We start from the raw sequence: 20869 nt of genomic DNA, 5'->3' as shown, positions 1-20869 counted from the left end.
CTGGGCGAAATGCGCCTGGTAAGCAGAGTTTTTGAAATGTAAGGCCTTTGAATAAGACAAAAGGCTGCCTCATCGCTAACTTTGCAACAGTGCCTAACTTACTTTACCATCGGTTATCCCTTTTAGCCGCACAAATTTTAGCCATGGCTTTTCAGGAAGTCAGGGCTATCAGAATGGCCTTAGAAAGCCTAGTCAAAGAGCTGTCACGAGAACACCGTTAGCTTAGCGTACGATTTTTTCCGAATTCTGCGGTTCCCCCAAGAAGCTCCTGTTTCGCATCAGGAGAATCTTTGGCGAGATCCATCAGGTTAAGCAAATCTTCACGATCGAGAGGAAAGAAGTATTTTACAAAATACTTGAAAAGCGAAAGAAAGTAGTATGCTGTCCATGCAATACAGAAACCGATTCTGAGAAACTCATTGTCAACTATACAGAAATACAGGTATACAATCAGGAGAATAGGTAAAATCCATAATACTATAGCTAAAAAAATATATACGGGGATCAGGCGTCTGTATGCCCGTTCATGTTTATTCAGGATGAATAAAATCTTCTCCGCTTCTGAATCACACATAACATTCTCTTCCCATTTTTTCTGATACGTAATGTCCACCTGTTATCAGGAGTGTTTATTGCCCAGAAATATTCTCCTGCTGTGCCTGCGTCCTGAGCCACTTTTGTTCTAATGTCGCCAGTCTGCGACCGGCACTCTGTGCTTCAGAGTCTGAGACCTGCCCTTTGGGGTGACCATCCAGGCCATAACGTGGGACGCCGGCGACAGCTGTCCGCTGCAGATATACGCGGCGGGATGTGATGCAGGACACTGCACAGAGCCATTCGTCCATGGTCAGTTCTGTCTCCGGGTGTTCTGCCAGAAATGCCGAAATATCATTGCTTATGCCAATTTTCAGGGGAATAAATCCACCACCTTCAGCACGAAGATGAGGAAACAGGGCCTTTATTTTTTCCACGCACTCGTGAGTATACTCACGGGTCCAGTGGGAGGGACGTGGAAAACGGTGTCTTTTCTTTTTCTTCTTCCTGGCTGGCGCTTCGGGGATATGTGTTTCGACGGCAGATGAATTTATTCCGGCGGGGGCTGATTCTGCCGTCTGTTCAGTAAATACAGGTGCGATAATATCTGTTTTTTCGGATAAGGACGGTGGCGAAAAAGTACGACGTTTTTTCACCACAATGACGGGAGTTTTCCTTTCTTCCTGATTTTTTCCCATAAATACCTCGGCTGGCTGGTTTTACTCTTTAATAATATCACAATCCATAAATTAGTAAATTTCCCATCAGGTGATTTTTCATGGCTAATAAGTCCATTCTCTGAATATTTATACTCGAGGTAGTTACAGTTATGGCGTGACAGTCGAATTGATATTCTACTGAACCCTGACAGAAACATGGTTGATATATTCTCTCACTTTAATGTTGTCATGATATAAATAAAAACAATTCATTTGAAAGGATATCAGAAGAAGATATCGGGGCGCACAGTTCATCTCTGCCTTTGTTTCATGGGGGGTTCTTTGTATATTTTACTTACTGTTTAAGCATGTACATAAGGAGTGCTTTCATTATGCCAATGATACTTGTAAAGAAGAATCCCCGGGGCAAAGTGATTCGGGAGCTTAGCAGTGAGGAAGAGACTGCAGTAAAGACGGTCTGTGGACTGAAAAGGCCAGCAACCATGGCACAACATAACCTGGCCAATGATCTTCTCCGGGAAATGCGTGAGTATGATGCATGGTTACAGTGTGACTGTATTCCGGGAGATTCGCCGGCCATGAATTTTGCTGCTCTTAAAAACAATACGGGTACTCTTTATCTGTCCAGTTTTAATCATGAGCATGCACCTGAATGCCCCATGTATCGTCAGTTATCCGGAAATGAAGAGGAAACATCCTTCGGAGCAAGCCGGCATCCCGTTAGCACCCGTATAAATTACAGAAACTTTTTACCACCTGATGACAGTAATTCTGTTATCAGACTGCAGGCCCGCTCTGCTTACCATAATGGTGAGCGCTCCTCCGTTCGCAAGAAACGTCCGCGCCTTGGCCGTTTACTCCTGTCGCTTATTGAAGATGCAGGGCTGAATAAACTGGATTCCCTGGCTAATCCCCGTATCCGGACTAATTATCGTGAGTGTCTTGATGCCATACGGCAGGTTACACTACAGCAGGAGTATATTCGGGGAAGAGCCTTATCTGAAATTATCCATTTCCGGCCAGGAATGTCTGAAAGGTCTCAGGAGCGGTTAATGGAAACGCTGGAGAATTCAGAACGACACTGGCCTGCCAGAAGAAAGCATATGTTCTTTCAGATTTTTATGGCGCAGCACATCTGTCGTGATGCTGTGGAAATTCACTGGGCGAACGGTAATATTCAGGTCATCAGACCTGTGCGGGGGATCAGTATTAATGGTGAAGCGCAGGGCGGAATACGTCCCCCTTACTGGGTTATTCTTGCTTTTTGCCGGAGTGCCGATGGCAGAATCATCTGCAGTGAAGGGTATGCTCATGCTCTTTATCAACTGACATGTCCGGTGCCTGTGGACAGCAAACTGGAACGAAACACGCTCACTGCTCTTCTGAATGTGGCCAGCTGGCTTAAAAGAAAGCCAGGTACGCCGGAATTAAGTCTGGAAAGGCCCCTGTTTGATACAGAAGTTTATGTTAATGGTGAAAAGAAATATGTACTGCCGGATTTCATTGTCACAGCAAGGGCTCCTGACGGAAAGACGGCCAGAGTGGTCATCGAAACGATGGGATATGAAGACAGTGATTACTGCGCGAGAAAATCCAGGCAGCATACCGGCATGAAGCAGATTGGTGTTCTGCATACCGATCCACCGAAATGGCTGGATAACGATCATCCCCCTTTTAAGAAACATATGTACGGTGTTTTTATGCATCTCAGGTACTGAGATATTTTGTGGCTCAGTTCTGTAACTTTTCCCGTAACATTGTCTGTTGTTACGGGAAAGTCCGGTTTTTGTATTGCACCAGAGAATACCCAGACTGTGATGCTGCCACAGTGTCAGCAGGCTTTCTGAACGGTATAACACCACTTCATGTTAATGATAATTACTATCATTAAATCTTGACATGCCATTTTCTCCTTAATAAATTAGTACTGTATATGTATCCATATACGTAAGCAGTTAATTCATTTGTTTTCCTCAGAGGATGAAGGAGATACCGAATGTCTGACCCTGTACGTATTACAAATCCCGGTGCAGAATCGCTGGGATATGATTCAGATGGCCATGAAATTATGGCCGTTGATATTTATGTAAACCCTCCACGTGTCGATGTCTTTCATGGTACCCCGCCTGCATGGAGTTCCTTCGGGAACAAAACCATCTGGGGTGGAAACGAGTGGGTCGATGATTCCCCAACCCGAAGTGATATCGAAAAAAGGGACAAGGAAATCACAGCGTACAAAAACACGCTCAGCGCGCAGCAGAAAGAGAATGAGAATAAGCGTACTGAAGCTGGAAAACGCCTTTCTGCGGCAATTGCTGCAAGGGAAAAAGATGAAAACACACTGAAAACACTCCGTGCCGGAAACGCAGATGCCGCTGATATTACACGACAGGAGTTCAGACTCCTGCAGGCAGAGCTGAGAGAATACGGATTCCGTACTGAAATCGCCGGATATGATGCCCTCCGGCTGCATACAGAGAGCCGGATGCTGTTTGCTGATGCTGATTCTCTTCGTATATCTCCCCGCGAGGCCAGGTCGTTAATCGAACAGGCTGAAAAACGGCAGAAGGATGCGCAGAACGCAGACAAGAAGGCCGCTGATATGCTTGCTGAATACGAGCGCAGAAAAGGTATTCTGGACACGCGGTTGTCAGAGCTGGAAAAAAATGGCGGGGCAGCCCTTGCCGTTCTTGATGCACAACAGGCCCGTCTGCTCGGGCAGCAGACACGGAATGACAGGGCCATTTCAGAGGCCCGGAATAAACTCAGTTCGGTGACGGAATCGCTTAAGACGGCCCGTAATGCATTAACCAGAGCTGAACAACAGCTGACGCAACAGAAAAACACGCCTGACGGCAAAACGATAGTTTCCCCTGAAAAATTCCCGGGGCGTTCATCAACAAATCATTCTATTGTTGTGAGTGGTGATCCGAGGTTTGCCGGTACGATAAAAATCACAACCAGCGCGGTCATCGATAACCGTGCAAACCTGAATTATCTTCTGACCCATTCCGGTCTGGACTATAAACGCAATATTCTGAATGACCGGAATCCGGTGGTGACAGAGGATGTGGAAGGTGACAAGAAAATTTATAATGCTGAAGTTGCTGAATGGGATAAGTTACGGCAACGATTGCTTGATGCCAGAAATAAAATCACCTCTGCTGAATCTGCGATAAATTCGGCGAGAAATAACGTCAGTGCCAGAACAAATGAACAAAAGCATGCAAATGACGCTCTTAATGCCCTGTTGAAGGAAAAAGAGAATATCCGTAGCCAGCTTGCTGACATCAATCAGAAAATAGCTGAAGAGAAAAGAAAAAGGGATGAAATAAATATGGTAAAGGATGCCATAAAACTCACCTCTGATTTCTACAGAACGATATATGATGAGTTCGGTAAACAAGCATCCGAACTTGCTAAGGAGCTGGCTTCTGTATCTCAAGGGAAACAGATTAAGAGTGTGGATGATGCACTGAACGCTTTTGATAAATTCCGTAATAATCTGAACAAGAAATATAACATACAAGATCGCATGGCCATTTCTAAAGCCCTGGAAGCTATTAATCAGGTCCATATGGCGGAGAATTTTAAGCTGTTCAGTAAGGCATTTGGTTTTACCGGAAAAGTTATTGATCGTTATGATGTTGCTGTGGAGTTACAAAAGGCTGTAAAAACGGACAACTGGCGTCCATTTTTTGTAAAACTTGAATCACTGGCAGCAGGAAGAGCTGCTTCAGCAGTTACAGCATGGGCGTTTTCCGTCATGCTGGGAACCCCTGTAGGTATTCTGGGTTTTGCAATTATTATGGCGGCTGTGAGTGCGCTTGTTAATGATAAGTTTATTGAGCAGGTCAATAAACTTATTGGTATCTGACACATAATGATGCCCTTTCATTTTCCTGAAAGGGCTTTGCAGAGTATAAAAATTAAGTAAATGGCAACCACAGGAACTGATATAACGAAACAGAATAATTCAAATATTGCAGTTAAGCTTCCGCCAACTGGATTTGTAAAGAAGTCTTTTTGCCAGAATTCTTTCCCTGTAAACCTTATTACCATTTTCTGTATTATCCTCATTGAAAAAGGAAAAGTAATGGCACTGATAATGCATCCGATGAACGCATAAAACATTCTTGCATTTTCCTGGTTATCTTTCCATCCCAGATAAAAAACTGTAAGAATAATGAGGATTGGTATCAGGCTTTTCAGTAAATACTTTACAGATATATCCAGTTTCATCTGGTTTCTCCTTTATTGTTATCGTGTACCGGTGCGTGATAACATAATCACAGCATGATAATAATAATCAATAACAATAAGCTGTGTCACGTTTACATCATGGAACGGAGGTGCTCCTGTGACCTTTGAGCAGAAAAAAGCTCGGGCCATTGCCCTGATGGACAGCAAAAAGATGTGGCGGAGCAATTATGCCCCTCCTCTTCTGCGTATTCTCTGGCGGCTGGGTATCCGGCTTCCGCCATTACCCTTTATGCCGTTCTGGCAGGTCACGGTGCTGACGGGGGGCTTATGGGGCATTTCCTGGGGATGTGCAATGTGGTTTATCTACTGGGGGCCGTCAGGAATGGTGGCAGGTGAGGCCATTATTATAAGTATCACGGGGGGGGGTTTTGTCCGGACTGTGCATGGCCTCTTTCCACTGGTGGCGCAGGAAAGTTAACCGGCTGCCACCATGGGATGATGTGTAAACCGTGCACAGGCGTGTTCTTACGGAGCGGCACTTTCATTTATCTGTACGCGAACCTCCATTCCTGCATCGTGACAGGCCTGCAGCCACTGCGCCACTTCCAGCGGATCGCCCTCCCGGCGTACCACCCTGCCTTCTTTATTCCATAACTGCAGACAGGTGCTGCCGTCTAGACGCACCACAAAATCCCCACGGCAGGCCTGATACGTTATGCCGTTCAGTTGCACCGCCAGATCAGTGGCAGAAGTGCCATCTGCGGGCAGACCTGCTGCCGGGACCAGCGGCAGTACGACGACTTCTGCCGCACGCTGTTCTGCCCGGAGGCGGTCCTGTTCTGCCAGCAGCAGAGGCTGTGCCACGGCCCGGCCGGCGTCCGTCAGCTCTACTGCCAGCTGCAGGTTCGGAGCGCGCAGGGTACGCAGCCAGCCGGCATCCTCCAGACGACGGCAGGAGGCGCGCAGGTTTGGCCCGTAGACCGGGGCTTCCCCGCTTCGCTCCAGCACCCGTTCTATGTCCCGCGTCAGCACGGGTCCTGGCCGTTTTTCATCAAGGGCAGCCAGCACAATCAGCACTCTCCGCTGCAGTGGCGACGGTCGGCGGCTCTGGGTCATTACCTGTCATCCTCCGGCCAGATGAGGTTTCTGAGGCGCTGAAAGTCGGCGTCAATGAGCTCCTGTCTCTTTATGGCATTCATTGAGGCATAGCCATTTATGGCCAGTTCATGCCAGAAGATCAGCACGGCTCCGGCTTTGGCTGACTCGCAGAGATAAATCGCGCCCTGGCTGTCCAGATTGCATTCCCGGATGCGTCGTTCCGCAAACCGGGTCAGTTGTTCATAGCTGAGTGAAAACGTCATTTCCTGATCCATCCTGCACGCTCCATCTGATAATATTCTGACAGGTAATAATCATATCCTGAATGATTTGTGTGCTCCTGATTTCTGATAATATCAGATATGGTTTTATCATCAATGATGAAAATCATATCTGATATGATTTTATGTGTATTTTTTATTATCATATCATTTGCGTCTTTTCTGCCGCGCAGATCCGGTTTCCGGCGGTTCCGGAGATTTAAATTCCATCGGTACTGACAGGGCGTTAAACACAGGTATTATCGAACGGTTCTGTTTTCTAATGCTAAGCTGCAAACCAGCTGCCCATGCCGTCAATACAGATGCACCGATGCGCTTGCGTGGCTTTTCAGGGAGATAAAGTTATGGCCGATCCATTCAATCTGCAGACCGATGTGGTCAGGCAGCATACGGTTCCCCGTTTTTTACTGAAGCATTTCAGTACGCCGGGAAAGGGTAAGCGGCAGCGCTTATACGCCTTTGACAAGGCTGCCGGGCGCGCCTATGCCACCACGCCGGATGACGCGACCGTCCGCAACACGTTCTACAACCTCGATAATCACCCGGACCGTCTGAGTCTTGAACCACTGCTGGGGATTTACGAGCACCACGCGGCACCGGTAATTGCAGCCCTGCTGGCGCACAGGGATATTCGCAGGCTGACAGATGATGAACGCTACAGGCTGGCCGTGTTTGTTGCCGTGCAGCGCGCACGAACCTTCGGTGAACTGGAGCGTATCTCAGGCATGATTTCGGTGCTTACCGATAAGATGGAGGCCATCGGCTCGACTAAAGAGCAGGCCATGGAAACCCTGGGCCTGTCGTCCGGGGGCGATACCAAGGATATTTTTCTGCGGCAGCTCGTCCAGCAGGTGTCACATATTGATCTCCTGCTGAAAAAGGACTGGTACCTTCTGGAAACCAGGCCAGAACGTCCGTTTTACGTATCAGACAATCCCGTAGTGCTTAAGAACAGCAATGACTTCGGTCCGTACGGTAATCTTGGTCTGGCCGTTCGCGGGATACAGATTTACCTCCCCCTGTCATCGACGCTGATGCTGGCCATGTATTGCCCCTCCATCCGTGAACAGATGGTTCGTCAAAAGCAGCATCTTCAACATCTGCTCGCCAGGGCGCCGCATCTTATCCCCCGTCACATTCGGCCTTTTGAAAGACTGGAACATATCCGGAGGTATACGGACTATCTTCTTATGCCGCTTACCCCGGAGCATGTCACGCATTACAATTCCCTGCAGGTGGAGTTCGCGGAGCAGTACGTGTTCTGCGGTGAAAAGGATTTCTCTCTGGTTGAGAGAATGCTGGCCGATAGTGAACGCTACCGGACTGGCCCGCGGTTTACGTTTTAGTCCGAATTCCGGCCTCACCTGTGCCGGAAAATGACGGCGGGAGCCCCTGTTGTACAGAGGAGTTTTGCCGTGTTGCACCCACGCGAAAGCGGCAGTGGTCACAGGGACCACCGCCGTAAGGAGATGGTGAGTATCTGTTGACATTCACCATCAGTTCGTGTAGCGTTGCGGCTACTTACTTTAGCAGAGTAAATCTTCGGCAAGTGGCGGTAACCACTTTACCGATACCCCAGAGTAGTCCGCGCTTTACTGGCGTGACCCATAGTGCCGAAACCGCAAATTTCGACACTATAAAGGCCTTCAGCCAGGGCACTACAAACCAGACCACCGCAGCACAGAGACCCACATAGGCCATAAGAAGCAAAATACAGAGACAGGCGCTCCAGTATTGCTTCTGGCAAATATGGTCCCTGGTTCCGATAACCAGGCGTTTAACGGTGGAGAAAATCGTCCAAATAAAATGGATTTCAGTCTGGAATGGGAATAGAACCGTTCCCTCGGTGTCTAACAAGTTTTTCATAGAACCCTCCCGGGTAAGTATTTACAAAAGTAACTGTCTTGATTTTGGTCATCTCAATAACCTCGTTTTTAAGTCAAAAGGCACCCGGCGCCTCACACACGTGAACGCTGTTAATGCCGTACAGAATGTTTTATCTTTCAGCTCTGTTATGATGTGTTCATTCGCATCCTCCTGTTTGTCATACCGATTTTAAGCTCGTTCCGGGGGCTCCCCGGAAAAAAATCCAAAAAAATCCGGGCCTGAATGGTGATAACCAGTCTGGCGGGAAATAAACGGATCTTGTTGGGGTGGAGCGGGACGGAACAATACTATGAGAGTAATGTTAACAGAAATCACCGCCTTTGTCAAGGCGCACTTATCCATTAAAGCAACTATAGCATAGTAATACTGATGTCCATTTAGCAAAAAGTGCTATCCGTCGTTCTGCTGTATGTCTATTTTCCTTCACCTCCGGGCAACCTGGCGAATACATTTTTACTTTTTTTGCCCCCTGCCCCCTCAGAGTACCGAGACGAAGAGATGTGTGGCCACGCCCTGCCGGCGTCCGGTAAACGGCCCCTGCGCCGTACCCGCTGACAGCCGGCATTTTCGCCCGGAACGGGTGAAGGCTGACTTGAGCGATTTGGAGGCCTCCCGCAGCGCATCCTCAAGACCGGTGTTCAGACAGAGCCTCACCACCGCCCCTGAAGGGAGACGGGCAATCTCCGCGAAACTCTCTCCGCCGGTAACATAGCGGCTCTGTCGTCCTTTCATTGCATCCTCCTGATGATGCAGTTGTGCCCGCAGATCCGGGTCCGTTACAGCAGGTTTTCTTCCACCACGTTGATCAGCGCCTGAGCGACATCCCCGAGCGGGGTGGGATTGTGATCTTCTTCCACACCGTTGGTGTAAAGGTGAAGCTCACACACCCCGTCCACAAAACGGAAGGCCTTGTCCCACCTGTCGGGTTCGGCGCTGATCAGGGCGCTGTAGCCCGGATCGGCGGTAAAGAGGCGGTATTCAAGCTCCGGGAACGGGATGTTCCACATCTGGGTGGCGTAATTTTCCGGGAGGCTCAGTGTAACGCGCCATGCGCCGCGGGCGTAATTTTCCGGGCGGTAGATACGCACCGTGATGCCATCCCGCGTCCAGCTGTCGCCGGTGAGGGCAGGCAGTTTTTTCAGGGCGCGGATGGCCTCGATATCTTGGTAAAAGCGGTGTTTTTTTTCCCTCAGTTGCGAGTAGAAGATATTTTTCCAGGCCTGGTCGATGGTTTCCCTGTCCCGGCCGGCGATCTCGGCAAACAGGGAGAAGGTCAGGGAGATCCCGCGCGGGATATTTTTCCACCCCTTAAGCACCTGGTCGGCACGGACCTGCAGGAAGGGGGTGTTGTTCAGTACCAACCGGCGGAGCTCCTCTTCCGTCGAGATCCCCAGCAGCTTCTGGTATTCCTGATTCCAGCGGGTGATAAAATGGCTCTGGTAGCGCTGCTCCATGACCTTAGCGTCCAGATAACTGGCCAGCTCCTCATCCAGGGAGGCGATGAGCGGGTTCTTCAGGGCAAAGCTGTCGATGACGTCGCGGAAGCTGTCTTCCAGGAACTCACGCAGAAACGTCGCCTTTGGCTTACGGGCGTGGCTTGCCAGGTCGGTGATCACCCGGTCGGTGTCAGCGGGGATGTTCCGCAGGGTATACGTTACGCTCTCTCCACCGTCGTTTGTCATGTCATGTTCTTTTTCACTCATCCCGCGTACCTTTTCATGTGAGGGGGCATTGCTGCAATACTTATACCTAGATTCTACGTCAGTACTTCAAAAAGCATAATCAAAGCCTTGATAAATATGCATTCCTTCGAAATTCAGCTTTCACCCATTGGGTGAAAGAAAAGTGCTCAAAAATATGTTAAATTATCAGCTTTTATGACTCGATATATGGTAAAATAATAGTAAGAAAAGTAGTAAAAAGGGGTTCTAATTATGATTAATAAAATTGATTTCAAAGCTAAGAATCTAACATCAAATGCAGGTCTTTTTCTGCTCCTTGAGAATGCAAAAAGCAATGGGATTTTTGATTTTATTGAAAATGACCTCGTATTTGATAATGACTCAACAAATAAAATCAAGATGAATCATATAAAGACCATGCTCTGCGGTCACTTCATTGGCATTGATAAGTTAGAACGTCTAAAGCTACTTCAAAATGATCCCCTCGTCAACGAGTTTGATATTTCCGTAAAAGAACCTGAAACAGTGTCACGGTTTCTAGGAAACTTCAACTTCAAGACAACCCAAATGTTTAGAGACATTAATTTTAAAGTCTTTAAAAAACTGCTCACTAAAAGTAAATTGACATCCATTACGATTGATATTGATAGTAGTGTAATTAACGTAGAAGGTCATCAAGAAGGTGCGTCAAAAGGATATAATCCTAAGAAACTGGGAAACCGATGCTACAATATCCAATTTGCATTTTGCGACGAATTAAAAGCATATGTTACCGGATTTGTAAGAAGTGGCAATACTTACACTGCAAACGGTGCTGCGGAAATGATCAAAGAAATTGTTGCTAACATCAAATCAGACGATTTAGAAATTTTATTTCGAATGGATAGTGGCTACTTTGATGAAAAAATTATCGAAACGATAGAATCTCTTGGATGCAAATATTTAATTAAAGCCAAAAGTTATTCTACACTCACCTCACAAGCAACGAATTCATCAATTGTATTCGTTAAAGGAGAAGAAGGTAGAGAAACTACAGAACTGTATACAAAATTAGTTAAATGGGAAAAAGACAGAAGATTTGTCGTATCTCGCGTACTGAAACCAGAAAAAGAAAGAGCACAATTATCACTTTTAGAAGGTTCCGAATACGACTACTTTTTCTTTGTAACAAATACTACCTTGCTTTCTGAAAAAGTAGTTATATACTATGAAAAGCGTGGTAATGCTGAAAACTATATCAAAGAAGCCAAATACGACATGGCGGTGGGTCATCTCTTGCTAAAGTCATTTTGGGCGAATGAAGCCGTGTTTCAAATGATGATGCTTTCATATAACCTATTTTTGTTGTTCAAGTTTGATTCCTTGGACTCTTCAGAATACAGACAGCAAATAAAGACCTTTCGTTTGAAGTATGTATTTCTGGTGATGCTGCCAACTTACTGATTTAGTGTATGATGGTGTTTTTGAGGTGCTCCAGTGGCTTCTGTTTCTATCAGCTGTCCCTCCTGTTCAGCTACTGACGGGGTGGTGCGTAACGGCAAAAGCACTGCCGGACATCAGCGCTATCTCTGCTCTCACTGCCGTAAAACATGGCAACTGCAGTTCACTTACACCGCTTCTCAACCCGGTACGCACCAGAAAATCATTGATATGGCCATGAATGGCGTCGGATGCCGGGCAACCGCCCGCATTATGGGCGTTGGCCTCAACACGATTTTCCGCCATTTAAAAAACTCAGGCCGCAGTCGGTAACCTCGCGCATACAGCCGGGCAGTGACGTCATCGTCTGCGCGGAAATGGACGAACAGTGGGGCTACGTCGGTGCTAAATCACGTCAGCGCTGGCTGTTTTACGCGTATGACAGGATACGGAGGACAGTTGTGGCGCACGTTTTCGGTGAACGCACTCTGGCCACACTGGAGCGTCTTCTGAGCCTGCTGTCGGCCTTTGAGGTCGTGGTATGGATGACGGATGGCTGGCCGCTGTATGAATCACGCCTGAAGGGAAAGCTGCACGTTATCAGCAAGCGTTACACTCAGCGCATTGAGCGACATAATCTGAATCTGAGACAACATCTGGCAAGGCTGGGACGGAAGTCGCTGTCGTTCTCAAAATCGGTGGAGCTGCATGACAAGGTCATCGGGCATTATCTGAACATAAAACACTATCAATAAGTTGGAGTCATTACCGTATTTCTTGCAGCAAAAATAATCAAAACCGCAAGATATGTAATCATGAAGTTGTCGGAAAACTATCCGTACAAGGGAGTGTATGAAAAATGTCTGGTATAATAAGAATATCATCAATAAAATTGAGTGTTGCTCTGTGGATAACTTGCAGAGTTTATTAAGTATCATTGCAGCAAAGATGAAATCAATGATTTATCAAAAATGATTGAAAGGTGGTTGTAAATAATGTTACAATGTGTGAGAAGCAGTCTAAATTCTTCGTGAAATAGTGATTTTTGAAGCTAATAAAAAACACACGTGGAATTTAGGTATTCATGTTGTTGTTATTTCGTCTCTTTCAGAATAAGGAATCCCATGGTTAAAAAATCACTGCGCCAGTTCACGCTGATGGCGACGGCAACCGTCACGCTGTTGTTAGGAAGTGTGCCGCTGTATGCGCAAACGGCGGACGTACAGCAAAAACTTGCCGAATTAGAGCGGCAGTCGGGAGGCAGACTGGGTGTGGCATTGATTAACACAGCAGATAATTCGCAAATACTTTATCGTGCTGATGAGCGCTTTGCGATGTGCAGCACCAGTAAAGTGATGGCCGCGGCCGCGGTGCTGAAGAAAAGTGAAAGCGAACCGAATCTGTTAAATCAGCGAGTTGAGATCAAAAAATCTGACCTTGTTAACTATAATCCGATTGCGGAAAAGCACGTCAATGGGACGATGTCACTGGCTGAGCTTAGCGCGGCCGCGTTGCAGTACAGCGACAATACCGCCATGAACAAATTGATTGCCCAGCTCGGTGGCCCGGGAGGCGTGACGGCTTTTGCCCGCGCGATCGGCGATGAGACGTTTCGTCTGGATCGCACTGAACCTACGCTGAATACCGCCATTCCCGGCGACCCGAGAGACACCACCACGCCGCGGGCGATGGCGCAGACGTTGCGTCAGCTTACGCTGGGTCATGCGCTGGGCGAAACCCAGCGGGCGCAGTTGGTGACGTGGCTCAAAGGCAATACGACCGGCGCAGCCAGCATTCGGGCCGGCTTACCGACGTCGTGGACTGTGGGTGATAAGACCGGCAGCGGTGGCTATGGCACCACCAACGATATCGCGGTGATCTGGCCAAAAGATCGTGCGCCGCTGATTCTGGTCACTTACTTCACCCAGCCTCAACCTAAGGCAGAAAGCCGTCGCGATGTATTAGCGTCGGCGGCTAAAATCGTCACCGACGGTTTGTAATAGCGGAAACGGAATGGGGAAACTCATTCCGTTTTTGTTTATCGCCTTAGACGGCAAAAGTGCTGTCGCCCACCTGCGCTTGCGCATACCAGGCCATAAGCTCCGTGGTTCCTGGTTCTCCTTCCGCTGGAGCCCAGTGCGCATAGTCATCGGCAGCCACGGGTTGATAGCCACCGTGTTTTACTTCAAAAATTATGCCACCGGTATCCAGCGACAGCACGGCATGCCAGGTTCCTGCGGCCATCTCCAGCACCGTACAGGTTTCCCCCAATATCGCCCGATGGGTGACGGTACCCCGATCGTCAAAATTCAGCACCACGAAACGACCCCTTAATGGCAACAGTAGCTCGAAGGTGTGAGGGTGTCGGTGCGGGCGCACGTAGGTCCCAGGTGATCTTAATCCCTAACCAGGGGCGAACCGGCCCCTGATGGGAGCATGGTGCGCCCCATCTATGATGGAGGACGCCATGTTCAAATCATCAGTATGCTCCTACGAAAACAGGTTTTCTTCTCGCTCACGGTTCCTCCGGTGAGCGGGATTCAGCTTTTTTATGCAGGACGTATTCAGGGTGCTCCCCTGCAAGTAATAACAGGTACTCAAATTCACCTTTCGATAAATTAAGCTGGTTGTGGGTTTTAGCTTCTTTTTTCTGCCATGTACTTAAGCCTACGCCAAAAATCTCACCGCACTCTGTCTGGGTAAGGCCAATTTTTTTTCGTAATTTCTTTATGTTTTCCGGTGTATTTTCAATAGTCATGCATCACTCTCCTTATATTCTTTCACCATAGTTAAGAGAATATTCTTATCAACAGGTCTTAAACCATTTTTTGTAAAGTCTATTGCCTCGACCTCACTTTCATTAAAAACCAGCTCACTTAACGTTCTCTTTGTTCTTTTTGTTTTTCCGTCAGTGAACTCCTTTGAATAACTGCTTATTTTTTTTACAAAATGGTATTTTTTATCAATCACTTCAAGATAATAAGTCAATCGCCCTTTATTTTTTCTCATAACTGTTTCAAATATCCTGTAATTTTAACAAGTTGATCTATACTCAAACCCCTAATCTGCAAATCATAACGCTCGCCCTGCTCGGTGACTTTACCGTTCAATCCATTTTCAGCTTTAAAGCCTGTCAATGCCCCATACCAGCTTTCAAGCTGGACAAGTTGCGATAACATACCTTTCAGGATCAGAATTTCGTCCTTTTTTGCCGCCTGGCGTTTCTCATACTCAATCGCCTGTAACACCTCCTGCGAAGCATTTAGCAAAATTTTTCGCTCGATATTGGCTGCTATATCAACGGGATTCCGCTTCCTGGATAACGTACAAACATGATACGGACTACTCCAGGAACGACTATCCACACTCCCCACAACAGAAAATCGGTCTTTTTCCATCCGAATATGCACAGAGTAATTTTTAAACTGCGGTGACGTCAGTTTTATACGAGACGGACAATCATCAAGTTTGTTCACGCGCCAGCCGTTCCCCAGGATACGGCAGACAACTTCAAAGACAGGGTGATACTGTTCAAAAAAAGAGTTCATCTGTTTCCCTTTTTGCTACGTGGCTGCTGTTCCCGTCTTTTTGGGTTCGATGCCCCAAAAGACGGGCTGGTATGATATCGGGGGCTTCTCGCCCCCGTTCTGGTTACGCTCTGGTTTCCACGCGTTGCCACCCTGTCGCCCTGCGCTGTCCGGTTGTACCGTATTTTGCGCGGATTTCTTCTATCGTGTGTTCTTCACGATTCCAGTAACTTTTATGTTCGTCTGGACGATAAAACCATTGTTTTTTCTTTGCCGCCCATTTACACCCGATTTCTTTTAAAGTTTCCTTATGTGTAATAGTTTCTCCACTAATCCATACCCAGTTACCTATCACTTCAAATACCAGACCAGATAAACCAGAAAGAACGTTTAATACTTTTTCCAGGTCATCACCGTAATTATATCGTGCATGTTCATCAGCGCTCTGGAACTGATTTATTTTATCAATATTTGCCATCAAGACATCAAAAGCTGCATTTACCGCTTTCATCAGTTCAGCCCCTAACGGGTTACGATCTGGATGATATTTTAAAGCGGCTTTTCTGTATGCTGCTTTGATATCTTTTTCAGTTAATTCGCCGGATAATCCAAAAACGTTTAATGCTTCCTGGATATTCATTTTAAATCTCCTGTCCGTTTGGACTTAAGAAGGAAAGGAGCCAATCCCCTTTCGATGAAACAATAATACATCCATTTAGATGTATTATCAAGATTTATTTCCTGAAAACAGCAATTTACTTGATGATTTGCTCGTTTCTTAATCCGCGTCAGCGGATAGAAGGGGCGAAAGAAAATACCAGGGAGCAGCGGGGCCACATCGCCCCGAAGCGCGGCGCTGTACTGCGTGTGTGAGCGTCAGCGAGCTACGGGCGCAACATTACATTGCTGCATTAGCCCGGCATTCTCCACGCCCTGAAGGACGGAGTTTTACCCCATCATTCATACTAAACCCCCCTGGGTAAATACTACTACTATTAACATTTTTAACATGGTTGCAGGGGATACCCCCTGCAACTATTTTCTTAGTAGTATGATGTGAACTCGTGTTTTTCTTCCGGTGATCCTTTATATGCTGTTTCGAATTCCTCAATTTCAATTGCTGGCGTACTGTAATAATCACGCACTCGCCGTTTTAATGGCTCACCACAGAAATCATTAAGTAATGGAGTCTTATATCCGCTCATTGAATGAGTCCGATGAACTGAAGCGCGAATCTCCTGAACAGTTACTGTTTTTTTGCCATGAACAGAAATAACCTGGTAGAAATTAACGTTCGTTTGCTCATATCCCCAGGAAGATACAAACACATCGCCAACAGAAACAGTGCCGTTATTAAAAGTCAATGTTTTCATTTTAAATCTCCTGTCCGTTTGGACTTAAGAAGGAAAGGAACCAATCCCCTTTCGATGAAATAATAATACATCTATTTAGATGTATTATCAAGATTTATTGCCTGAAAACAGCAATTTACTTGATGATTTGCTCATTTCTTAATCCGCGTCAGCGGATAGAAGGGGCGAAAGGAAATACCAGGGAGCAGCGGGGCCACATCGCCCCGAAGCGCGGCGCAGCCGCTGACGAACATACCAGGATGCACAGGGCCATCCCTTCGCCCTGCAAAGCCAGAACAGACCAACAGGCTATGATCATGCTGATTTGCGCCGCAGAATGCCGCTTATACTCTATCCTGGTTTTGAGTGTCTTTAAATACTGCGAAGCATACGTTTTTATAATTCGTATGCTTCGCTGTCTGTTTTCTGTTCACTTCCTTTTCTGAGATCCGAAAACCCCAGGTTCCGGATCTGATTCAGCCCCGCCGGCGCGCAGCGGCCCGGAAACACAAGATGTAGCGGTGTTTCCAGCTGTCAGTGACCATATATGTTGTGTCCCTCCCCTGCCCCGTGACCGGCCGCTCACCACCCTGAAAGGGCGCTGTGGTTATTCCGTGTGCGTGGTACACTTCCGGAAACTGTGGAATAACATAAAAGTCGGATCCGGCCAGAGCGGCCGTCAGGTAATTTAATTACGTTGTTATATGGCTGCTTATTATTTTAGTATGTGAAAATCACTCTAGTGAAAGTCACTGTCACGACAGAGTGGCACTCATCTGACGATGATTGAGGTGTGGTAAAATTGCACGGCTAACTATTCAACTGAGGAAAGGACATGTTTACTGCATTCAATGAGAGAAATGATTTCAGTTATGCTTTTGAAAAAATCCGTAATGCGATTTCCGCGCCAGGAGAAAATAATCTTTATGCTGCAACAGAATTAGGTCTTGGCATTCTGCTCCGTAAATACGAGCAGTTTCGCCAGGAACTGGATGCGGCCGGTGAGCTGGGAAACTGGGAATATGATCTCGATACCTACAATCACTGTATTGCGGTGCTGCAACGTTACTTCACCGGCAATCCATCCGGACTGACAGAACGTGATGCCCGGATTTACAGCCATTACCTGCAGACTGAGCACAAAAGGTTTGTGAAACTGGCTGAAGAGCTGGCTGCCGGCCGCTGACTACGGACAGAGGGCGGGATTTCTCAGGAATATAAAGGGGTAAATGATCAATGACTGATATACAGGCCGCAACTGAGAGTATAGTTGCTGCGACATCCCATCCGGTTTCCGTACAGCTGATTAATCAAGGGGCGGGGATCTGGGGAAACGTGGCAACCGGGCTTATCACTGGCCTGCTTACTGGGGGTATAACACTCACTGGCATCTGGCTGACACATTATTTCACGCTTAAGCGTGAGAGACAGGCGTCAGAAGATAAAATGAAAAAGGAACTGCATTACATTGCCACCGAGTTGGTATTCATGCTTGAACGGTATGCTGAGGGTTGTTTCCGGGTTGTGACGGATGACGGCCAGGATGATGATGCCCCCCAGCCTGAGAGAAAAGCTGTCACGAATTACCCTGAACTGAATCTGATCGATGTCTCCGGTGACTGGCGGACTTTAGAGCCACGTCTTATGTATCGCATCCGTGAACTGCCGGTGCTCCAGGATGAGGCCCACAGGGCAATTGCATATGCCGCCGAATACTCCGACCCTCCTTGGCATAAGGACTATTTCAGGGAACGGCAGTATCAGTTCACGCGCTTGGGCATCAACGCTGTCATTCTTGCCGTCCGTCTGCGCAAGGCAACCGGGATGCCCGAAACACGTCTTACAGGTCATGATGAATGGTCTGCAGTTTCCGTGTTTCGTAAAGTCTGGAGGCGCGAAAGAGCCCTGCGCGCTGCTGAAGCTACCCGCAACAGGGAGTGGAATCAATTAGTGATACCTGATGGAATGTCAAACCAATGAGCGGCCTCTTATCATATTCTCACCCGCAGCAGCCGGCGCAAATGCCGGTGGCCATTGACTATCCCGCCGCGCTGGCCCTGCGCCAGATGGCGCTCGTTCAAGATGAACTACCGAAATACCTGCTGGCACCGGAAGTCAGCGCCCTGCTCCATTATGTGCCCGATTTGCACCGCAAGATGCTGCTGGCAACCCTCTGGAACACCGGCGCACGTATCAACGAGGCGCTGGCGCTGACCCGGGGGGATTTTTCGCTGGTGCCACCGTATCCGTTCGTGCAGCTGGCCACGCTTAAGCAGCGCACCGAAAAAGCGGCCAGGACAGCCGGCCGAGCTCCCGCCGGTAGCCAGGCTCATCGTCTGGTTCCGCTTTCCGATCACCACTACGTCAGCCAGCTGCAGATGATGGTGGCCACCCTGAAAATTCCGCTGGAAAGACGCAACAAGCGTACCGGCAGAACAGAGAAAGCCCGCATCTGGGACATCACCGACCGGACAGTACGGACCTGGATTGGCGAAGCGGTTGAAGCGGCCGCCGTCGACGGGGTGACATTCTCGGTGCCGGTCACCCCGCATACGTTCCGCCACTCCTACGCGATGCATATGCTGTATGCCGGCATACCACTGAAGGTTTTGCAGAGCCTGATGGGCCACAAATCGATTAGCTCGACGGAAGTCTATACGAAGGTGTTCGCACTTGATGTTGCTGCGCGGCATCGAGTTCAGTTTCAGATGCCCGAAGCGGATGCGGTAGCCATGCTGAAAGGGAATATTTAAGTACTTAGGAGAATGATGCTGGCGAACGTCCTGCTCGCCGGGGAGGTCTGTCAGACGTTATCTGGACCAGCTGACGGGAATATCTGCTCTGTATTCTTCATACTGCTCATAGATCGCATGCTGAAGCATCGTAATACGTTCTGACAACCTGTTGGCGTCCGACATATGCCGCCATTCCCCCTCAATAGTGGTTTTCTGTCCATCCGGGAGATTGAGCGTGATCAATACCTTTGTATCACGAATAATCACCCCGTCAGTGAAAGAATTAAGACCACTCCTTACGGTATTATCTATCTGTATAGTTTCAAGTTTCATCTTGTTACCTCCTGTTGACCGGATCCCAAGCATAGATATCTGAATTCAAATTGCCTAGTGAAATGTCTGGATATGCCGCATTTTTCCCCTTATACAGCGAAGCTGGCCAAAGGCCAGCCCGCTTGGATTTATCGCTTTTGCCAGTAAATCAGCATGGCAAGGAACAGGATTGTTGCCCCCTGAGAAGCGGTCAGGAAAGTTTCCAGCAATGACATTATCGTAAAACTCCGCATTATTAATTTCAGGTGTGTGATTCAGGGGCCTTAGTCCCCCTTTTACAGGACGTAGTGTTCTGTCACGACGGAAGCCAGGGTTAATAAAAACGATTCGAATATGTCTGCAGGAACCACGGCAGCCTGGCGGCTGCAAATTGAAAACCGCCCCGGTTCGTCCTGTTGTTGCCGCACGCCCCGCAGAATATGTATGCTCTGAGGACCTGTTTTATTAAGGACTCATCCCCTTATGTTGACCCGCAAAAGTATCGATACAGTTCTGCTCTCTGTTGGTGCTGAGAAGCTCTCACAACGAGAATGGGACTGGATGAAAATGCTCAAACCCATGGACCCACCACCTGCGATGGTGACGACCTCCATCCTGAAGCGCCGTGGCGATACAGCAGCCCTTACCCTGCTACAGGATACCGGGGTTTAATCCATCCTCATGTTGTCCGGTTTTACTCCCCGCCCTCTGAAACGTCTGTTCACAGCCAACCAGTGCTGGACGTCCTTCCTGGATGCGGGCGGTCTGCGCGATATCGAGGTTGAAGCCGTCACCAAAATGCTGGCCTGCGGCACACGGATACTGGGTGTAAAAGAGTTCGGGTGTGATAACCCGGACTGTCAGCACGTAAAGTACCTGACCAACTCATGCGGCAGCCGTGCCTGCCCGTCCTGCGGAAAGAAGGCCACAGACCTGTGGACAGCAACACAGCTGAATCGTCTTCCTGACTGCGACTGGGTACATCTGGTCTTCACCCTGCCGGACACGCTGTGGCCGGTGTTCGAAAGCAACCGCTGGCTGCTGAATGACGTGTGCCGTCTGGCGGGCACTGTTGCAAAGTTAGCGATGAGGCAGCCTTTTGTCTTATTCAAAGGCCTTACATTTCAAAAACTCTGCTTACCAGGCGCATTTCGCCCAG

The 20869-nt window shown here is 48.0% G+C and carries 24 protein-coding genes and 5 pseudogenes; 13 read left to right on the top strand and 16 right to left on the bottom strand.

From position 1 onward, the window contains the following. Positions 1-259: 259 nt before the first annotated feature. Both ACOTX4_RS24725 and ACOTX4_RS24720 read right to left on the bottom strand, forming a co-directional pair. Positions 260-574, bottom strand: a pseudogene (locus ACOTX4_RS24725) (hypothetical protein); the annotation flags it as partial. A gap of 55 nt (positions 575-629) precedes the next feature. Then, positions 630-1232 (bottom strand): ProQ/FINO family protein, encoded by a 603-nt coding sequence (locus ACOTX4_RS24720; protein WP_000517695.1) that lies wholly within the window; start codon positions 1230-1232, stop codon positions 630-632. 353 nt (positions 1233-1585) lie between these two features. Between ACOTX4_RS24720 and yagA the strand changes: the two genes are divergently transcribed. Together yagA and ACOTX4_RS24710 are read left to right on the top strand one after the other, a co-directional pair. Next, complete coding sequence (gene yagA, locus ACOTX4_RS24715; RefSeq protein ID WP_001132032.1) at positions 1586-2932, top strand: protein YagA; 1347 nt, start codon at positions 1586-1588, stop codon at positions 2930-2932. 278 nt (positions 2933-3210) lie between these two features. Further along, positions 3211-5091 (top strand): colicin Ia central receptor-binding domain-containing protein, encoded by a 1881-nt coding sequence (locus ACOTX4_RS24710; RefSeq protein ID WP_001283341.1) that lies wholly within the window; start codon positions 3211-3213, stop codon positions 5089-5091. 17 nt (positions 5092-5108) lie between these two features. On the opposite strand, the gene ACOTX4_RS24705 is transcribed toward ACOTX4_RS24710, so the two are convergent. After that, positions 5109-5456: a colicin 1B immunity protein gene (locus ACOTX4_RS24705; protein ID WP_000762570.1), complete on the bottom strand. Its 348-nt coding sequence runs from the start codon at positions 5454-5456 to the stop codon at positions 5109-5111. 118 nt (positions 5457-5574) lie between these two features. Between ACOTX4_RS24705 and ACOTX4_RS24700 the strand changes: the two are divergent. Then, positions 5575-5923: pseudogene (locus ACOTX4_RS24700) on the top strand (DUF6404 family protein). Between the two features lie 19 nt (positions 5924-5942). Here ACOTX4_RS24700 and ACOTX4_RS24695 read toward each other — a convergent pair. Together ACOTX4_RS24695 and ACOTX4_RS24690 are read right to left on the bottom strand one after the other, a co-directional pair. Beyond that, positions 5943-6533, bottom strand: coding sequence for a hypothetical protein (locus tag ACOTX4_RS24695; protein WP_000194553.1), 591 nt, complete (start codon positions 6531-6533; stop codon positions 5943-5945). Next, a complete protein-coding gene (locus ACOTX4_RS24690; protein WP_000371888.1) occupies positions 6533-6790 on the bottom strand; it encodes a hypothetical protein in 258 nt (85 codons plus the stop codon). The genes ACOTX4_RS24695 and ACOTX4_RS24690 overlap by 1 nt, the downstream gene beginning before the upstream one ends. Before the next feature lie 350 nt (positions 6791-7140). Between ACOTX4_RS24690 and ACOTX4_RS24685 the strand changes: the two genes are divergently transcribed. Continuing rightward, positions 7141-8142 carry a DUF4238 domain-containing protein gene (locus ACOTX4_RS24685; RefSeq protein ID WP_000774874.1) on the top strand — a complete coding sequence of 334 codons (1002 nt, stop codon included), beginning with the start codon at positions 7141-7143 and terminating at the stop codon, positions 8140-8142. A gap of 175 nt (positions 8143-8317) precedes the next feature. Here the strand turns inward: ACOTX4_RS24685 and ACOTX4_RS24680 are convergent, their stop codons facing one another. The 3 genes from ACOTX4_RS24680 to ACOTX4_RS24670 all read right to left on the bottom strand — a co-directional run bounded on the left by ACOTX4_RS24680 (position 8318) and on the right by ACOTX4_RS24670 (position 10386). Beyond that, on the bottom strand, positions 8318-8662 hold the full coding sequence (locus ACOTX4_RS24680; protein ID WP_000793307.1) for a hypothetical protein: 345 nt from the start codon (positions 8660-8662) through the stop codon (positions 8318-8320). Between the two features lie 498 nt (positions 8663-9160). Next, a complete protein-coding gene (locus ACOTX4_RS24675) occupies positions 9161-9415 on the bottom strand; it encodes a hypothetical protein (RefSeq protein WP_000678527.1) in 255 nt (84 codons plus the stop codon). A gap of 44 nt (positions 9416-9459) precedes the next feature. After that, on the bottom strand, positions 9460-10386 hold the full coding sequence (locus ACOTX4_RS24670) for a hypothetical protein (protein WP_001290416.1): 927 nt from the start codon (positions 10384-10386) through the stop codon (positions 9460-9462). Positions 10387-10617: 231 nt separating this feature from the next. Here ACOTX4_RS24670 and ACOTX4_RS24665 point away from each other — a divergent pair. The 3 genes and pseudogenes from ACOTX4_RS24665 to ACOTX4_RS24655 all read left to right on the top strand — a co-directional run. Next, a pseudogene (locus ACOTX4_RS24665) lies at positions 10618-11787 on the top strand (IS1380-like element ISEcp1 family transposase); the annotation flags it as partial. Between the two features lie 54 nt (positions 11788-11841). Continuing rightward, a protein-coding gene (locus ACOTX4_RS24660; RefSeq protein WP_223367350.1) for an IS1 family transposase occupies positions 11842-12539 on the top strand; the annotation gives its coding sequence in 2 pieces (ribosomal slippage) (positions 11842-12091 and positions 12091-12539; 699 coding nt in all). A gap of 369 nt (positions 12540-12908) precedes the next feature. Further along, on the top strand, positions 12909-13784 hold the full coding sequence (locus ACOTX4_RS24655; RefSeq protein ID WP_031942271.1) for an extended-spectrum class A beta-lactamase CTX-M-123: 876 nt from the start codon (positions 12909-12911) through the stop codon (positions 13782-13784). Positions 13785-13830: 46 nt separating this feature from the next. Here the strand turns inward: ACOTX4_RS24655 and ACOTX4_RS24650 are convergent. The 6 genes and pseudogenes from ACOTX4_RS24650 to ACOTX4_RS24625 all read right to left on the bottom strand — a co-directional run. Then, positions 13831-14175, bottom strand: a pseudogene (locus ACOTX4_RS24650) (WbuC family cupin fold metalloprotein); the annotation flags it as partial. 124 nt (positions 14176-14299) lie between these two features. Further along, positions 14300-14542, bottom strand: coding sequence for a hypothetical protein (locus ACOTX4_RS24645; protein ID WP_000151456.1), 243 nt, complete (start codon positions 14540-14542; stop codon positions 14300-14302). After that, complete coding sequence (locus ACOTX4_RS24640; protein WP_001230709.1) at positions 14539-14793, bottom strand: hypothetical protein; 255 nt, start codon at positions 14791-14793, stop codon at positions 14539-14541. The genes ACOTX4_RS24645 and ACOTX4_RS24640 overlap by 4 nt, the downstream gene beginning before the upstream one ends. Continuing rightward, positions 14790-15332, bottom strand: a complete 543-nt coding sequence (locus ACOTX4_RS24635; RefSeq protein ID WP_001083904.1) for a hypothetical protein — start codon at positions 15330-15332, stop codon at positions 14790-14792. Before ACOTX4_RS24635 ends, ACOTX4_RS24640 begins: the two co-directional genes overlap by 4 nt. Before the next feature lie 103 nt (positions 15333-15435). Further along, positions 15436-15951, bottom strand: a complete 516-nt coding sequence (locus ACOTX4_RS24630) for a J domain-containing protein (protein ID WP_001025393.1) — start codon at positions 15949-15951, stop codon at positions 15436-15438. A 403-nt stretch (positions 15952-16354) separates the two neighbouring features. Further along, the gene (locus ACOTX4_RS24625) at positions 16355-16684 is read right to left on the bottom strand and encodes a hypothetical protein (RefSeq protein WP_000855119.1); all 330 of its coding nucleotides are present in this window, start codon (positions 16682-16684) and stop codon (positions 16355-16357) included. A gap of 425 nt (positions 16685-17109) precedes the next feature. On the opposite strand from ACOTX4_RS24625, the pseudogene ACOTX4_RS24620 reads away from it, so the two are divergent. The 4 genes and pseudogenes from ACOTX4_RS24620 to ACOTX4_RS24605 form a co-directional block, all read left to right on the top strand. Further along, positions 17110-17355, top strand: a pseudogene (locus tag ACOTX4_RS24620) (hypothetical protein); the annotation flags it as partial. A 143-nt stretch (positions 17356-17498) separates the two neighbouring features. Continuing rightward, positions 17499-17849, top strand: a complete 351-nt coding sequence (locus ACOTX4_RS24615; protein ID WP_000493378.1) for a hypothetical protein — start codon at positions 17499-17501, stop codon at positions 17847-17849. Between the two features lie 50 nt (positions 17850-17899). Beyond that, positions 17900-18643, top strand: coding sequence for a hypothetical protein (locus ACOTX4_RS24610; protein ID WP_000129823.1), 744 nt, complete (start codon positions 17900-17902; stop codon positions 18641-18643). After that, a complete protein-coding gene (locus ACOTX4_RS24605) occupies positions 18640-19416 on the top strand; it encodes a site-specific integrase (protein ID WP_000015958.1) in 777 nt (258 codons plus the stop codon). Before ACOTX4_RS24610 ends, ACOTX4_RS24605 begins: the two co-directional genes overlap by 4 nt. 57 nt (positions 19417-19473) lie before the next feature. Here the strand turns inward: ACOTX4_RS24605 and ACOTX4_RS24600 are convergent, their stop codons facing one another. Beyond that, positions 19474-19731 (bottom strand): hypothetical protein, encoded by a 258-nt coding sequence (locus tag ACOTX4_RS24600; RefSeq protein WP_000764642.1) that lies wholly within the window; start codon positions 19729-19731, stop codon positions 19474-19476. Positions 19732-19859: 128 nt separating this feature from the next. After that, positions 19860-19964: a hypothetical protein gene (locus ACOTX4_RS24595; RefSeq protein ID WP_032409716.1), complete on the bottom strand. Its 105-nt coding sequence runs from the start codon at positions 19962-19964 to the stop codon at positions 19860-19862. Between the two features lie 229 nt (positions 19965-20193). Between ACOTX4_RS24595 and ACOTX4_RS24590 the strand changes: the two genes are divergently transcribed. Both ACOTX4_RS24590 and ACOTX4_RS24585 read left to right on the top strand, forming a co-directional pair. Continuing rightward, complete coding sequence (locus ACOTX4_RS24590; RefSeq protein ID WP_000957857.1) at positions 20194-20382, top strand: hypothetical protein; 189 nt, start codon at positions 20194-20196, stop codon at positions 20380-20382. Positions 20383-20391: 9 nt separating this feature from the next. Beyond that, on the top strand, positions 20392-20869 hold a 478-nt coding region (locus tag ACOTX4_RS24585; protein ID WP_421635463.1), incomplete at its 3' end, for a transposase zinc-binding domain-containing protein.

The sequence above is a fragment of the Enterobacter cloacae complex sp. IR5459 genome, assembly GCF_049238005.1.
Classification (GTDB): domain Bacteria; phylum Pseudomonadota; class Gammaproteobacteria; order Enterobacterales; family Enterobacteriaceae; genus Enterobacter; species Enterobacter hormaechei_C.
Note: the sequence above shows the minus strand (reverse complement) of the source record. Positions and strands in the feature narration are given on the sequence as shown.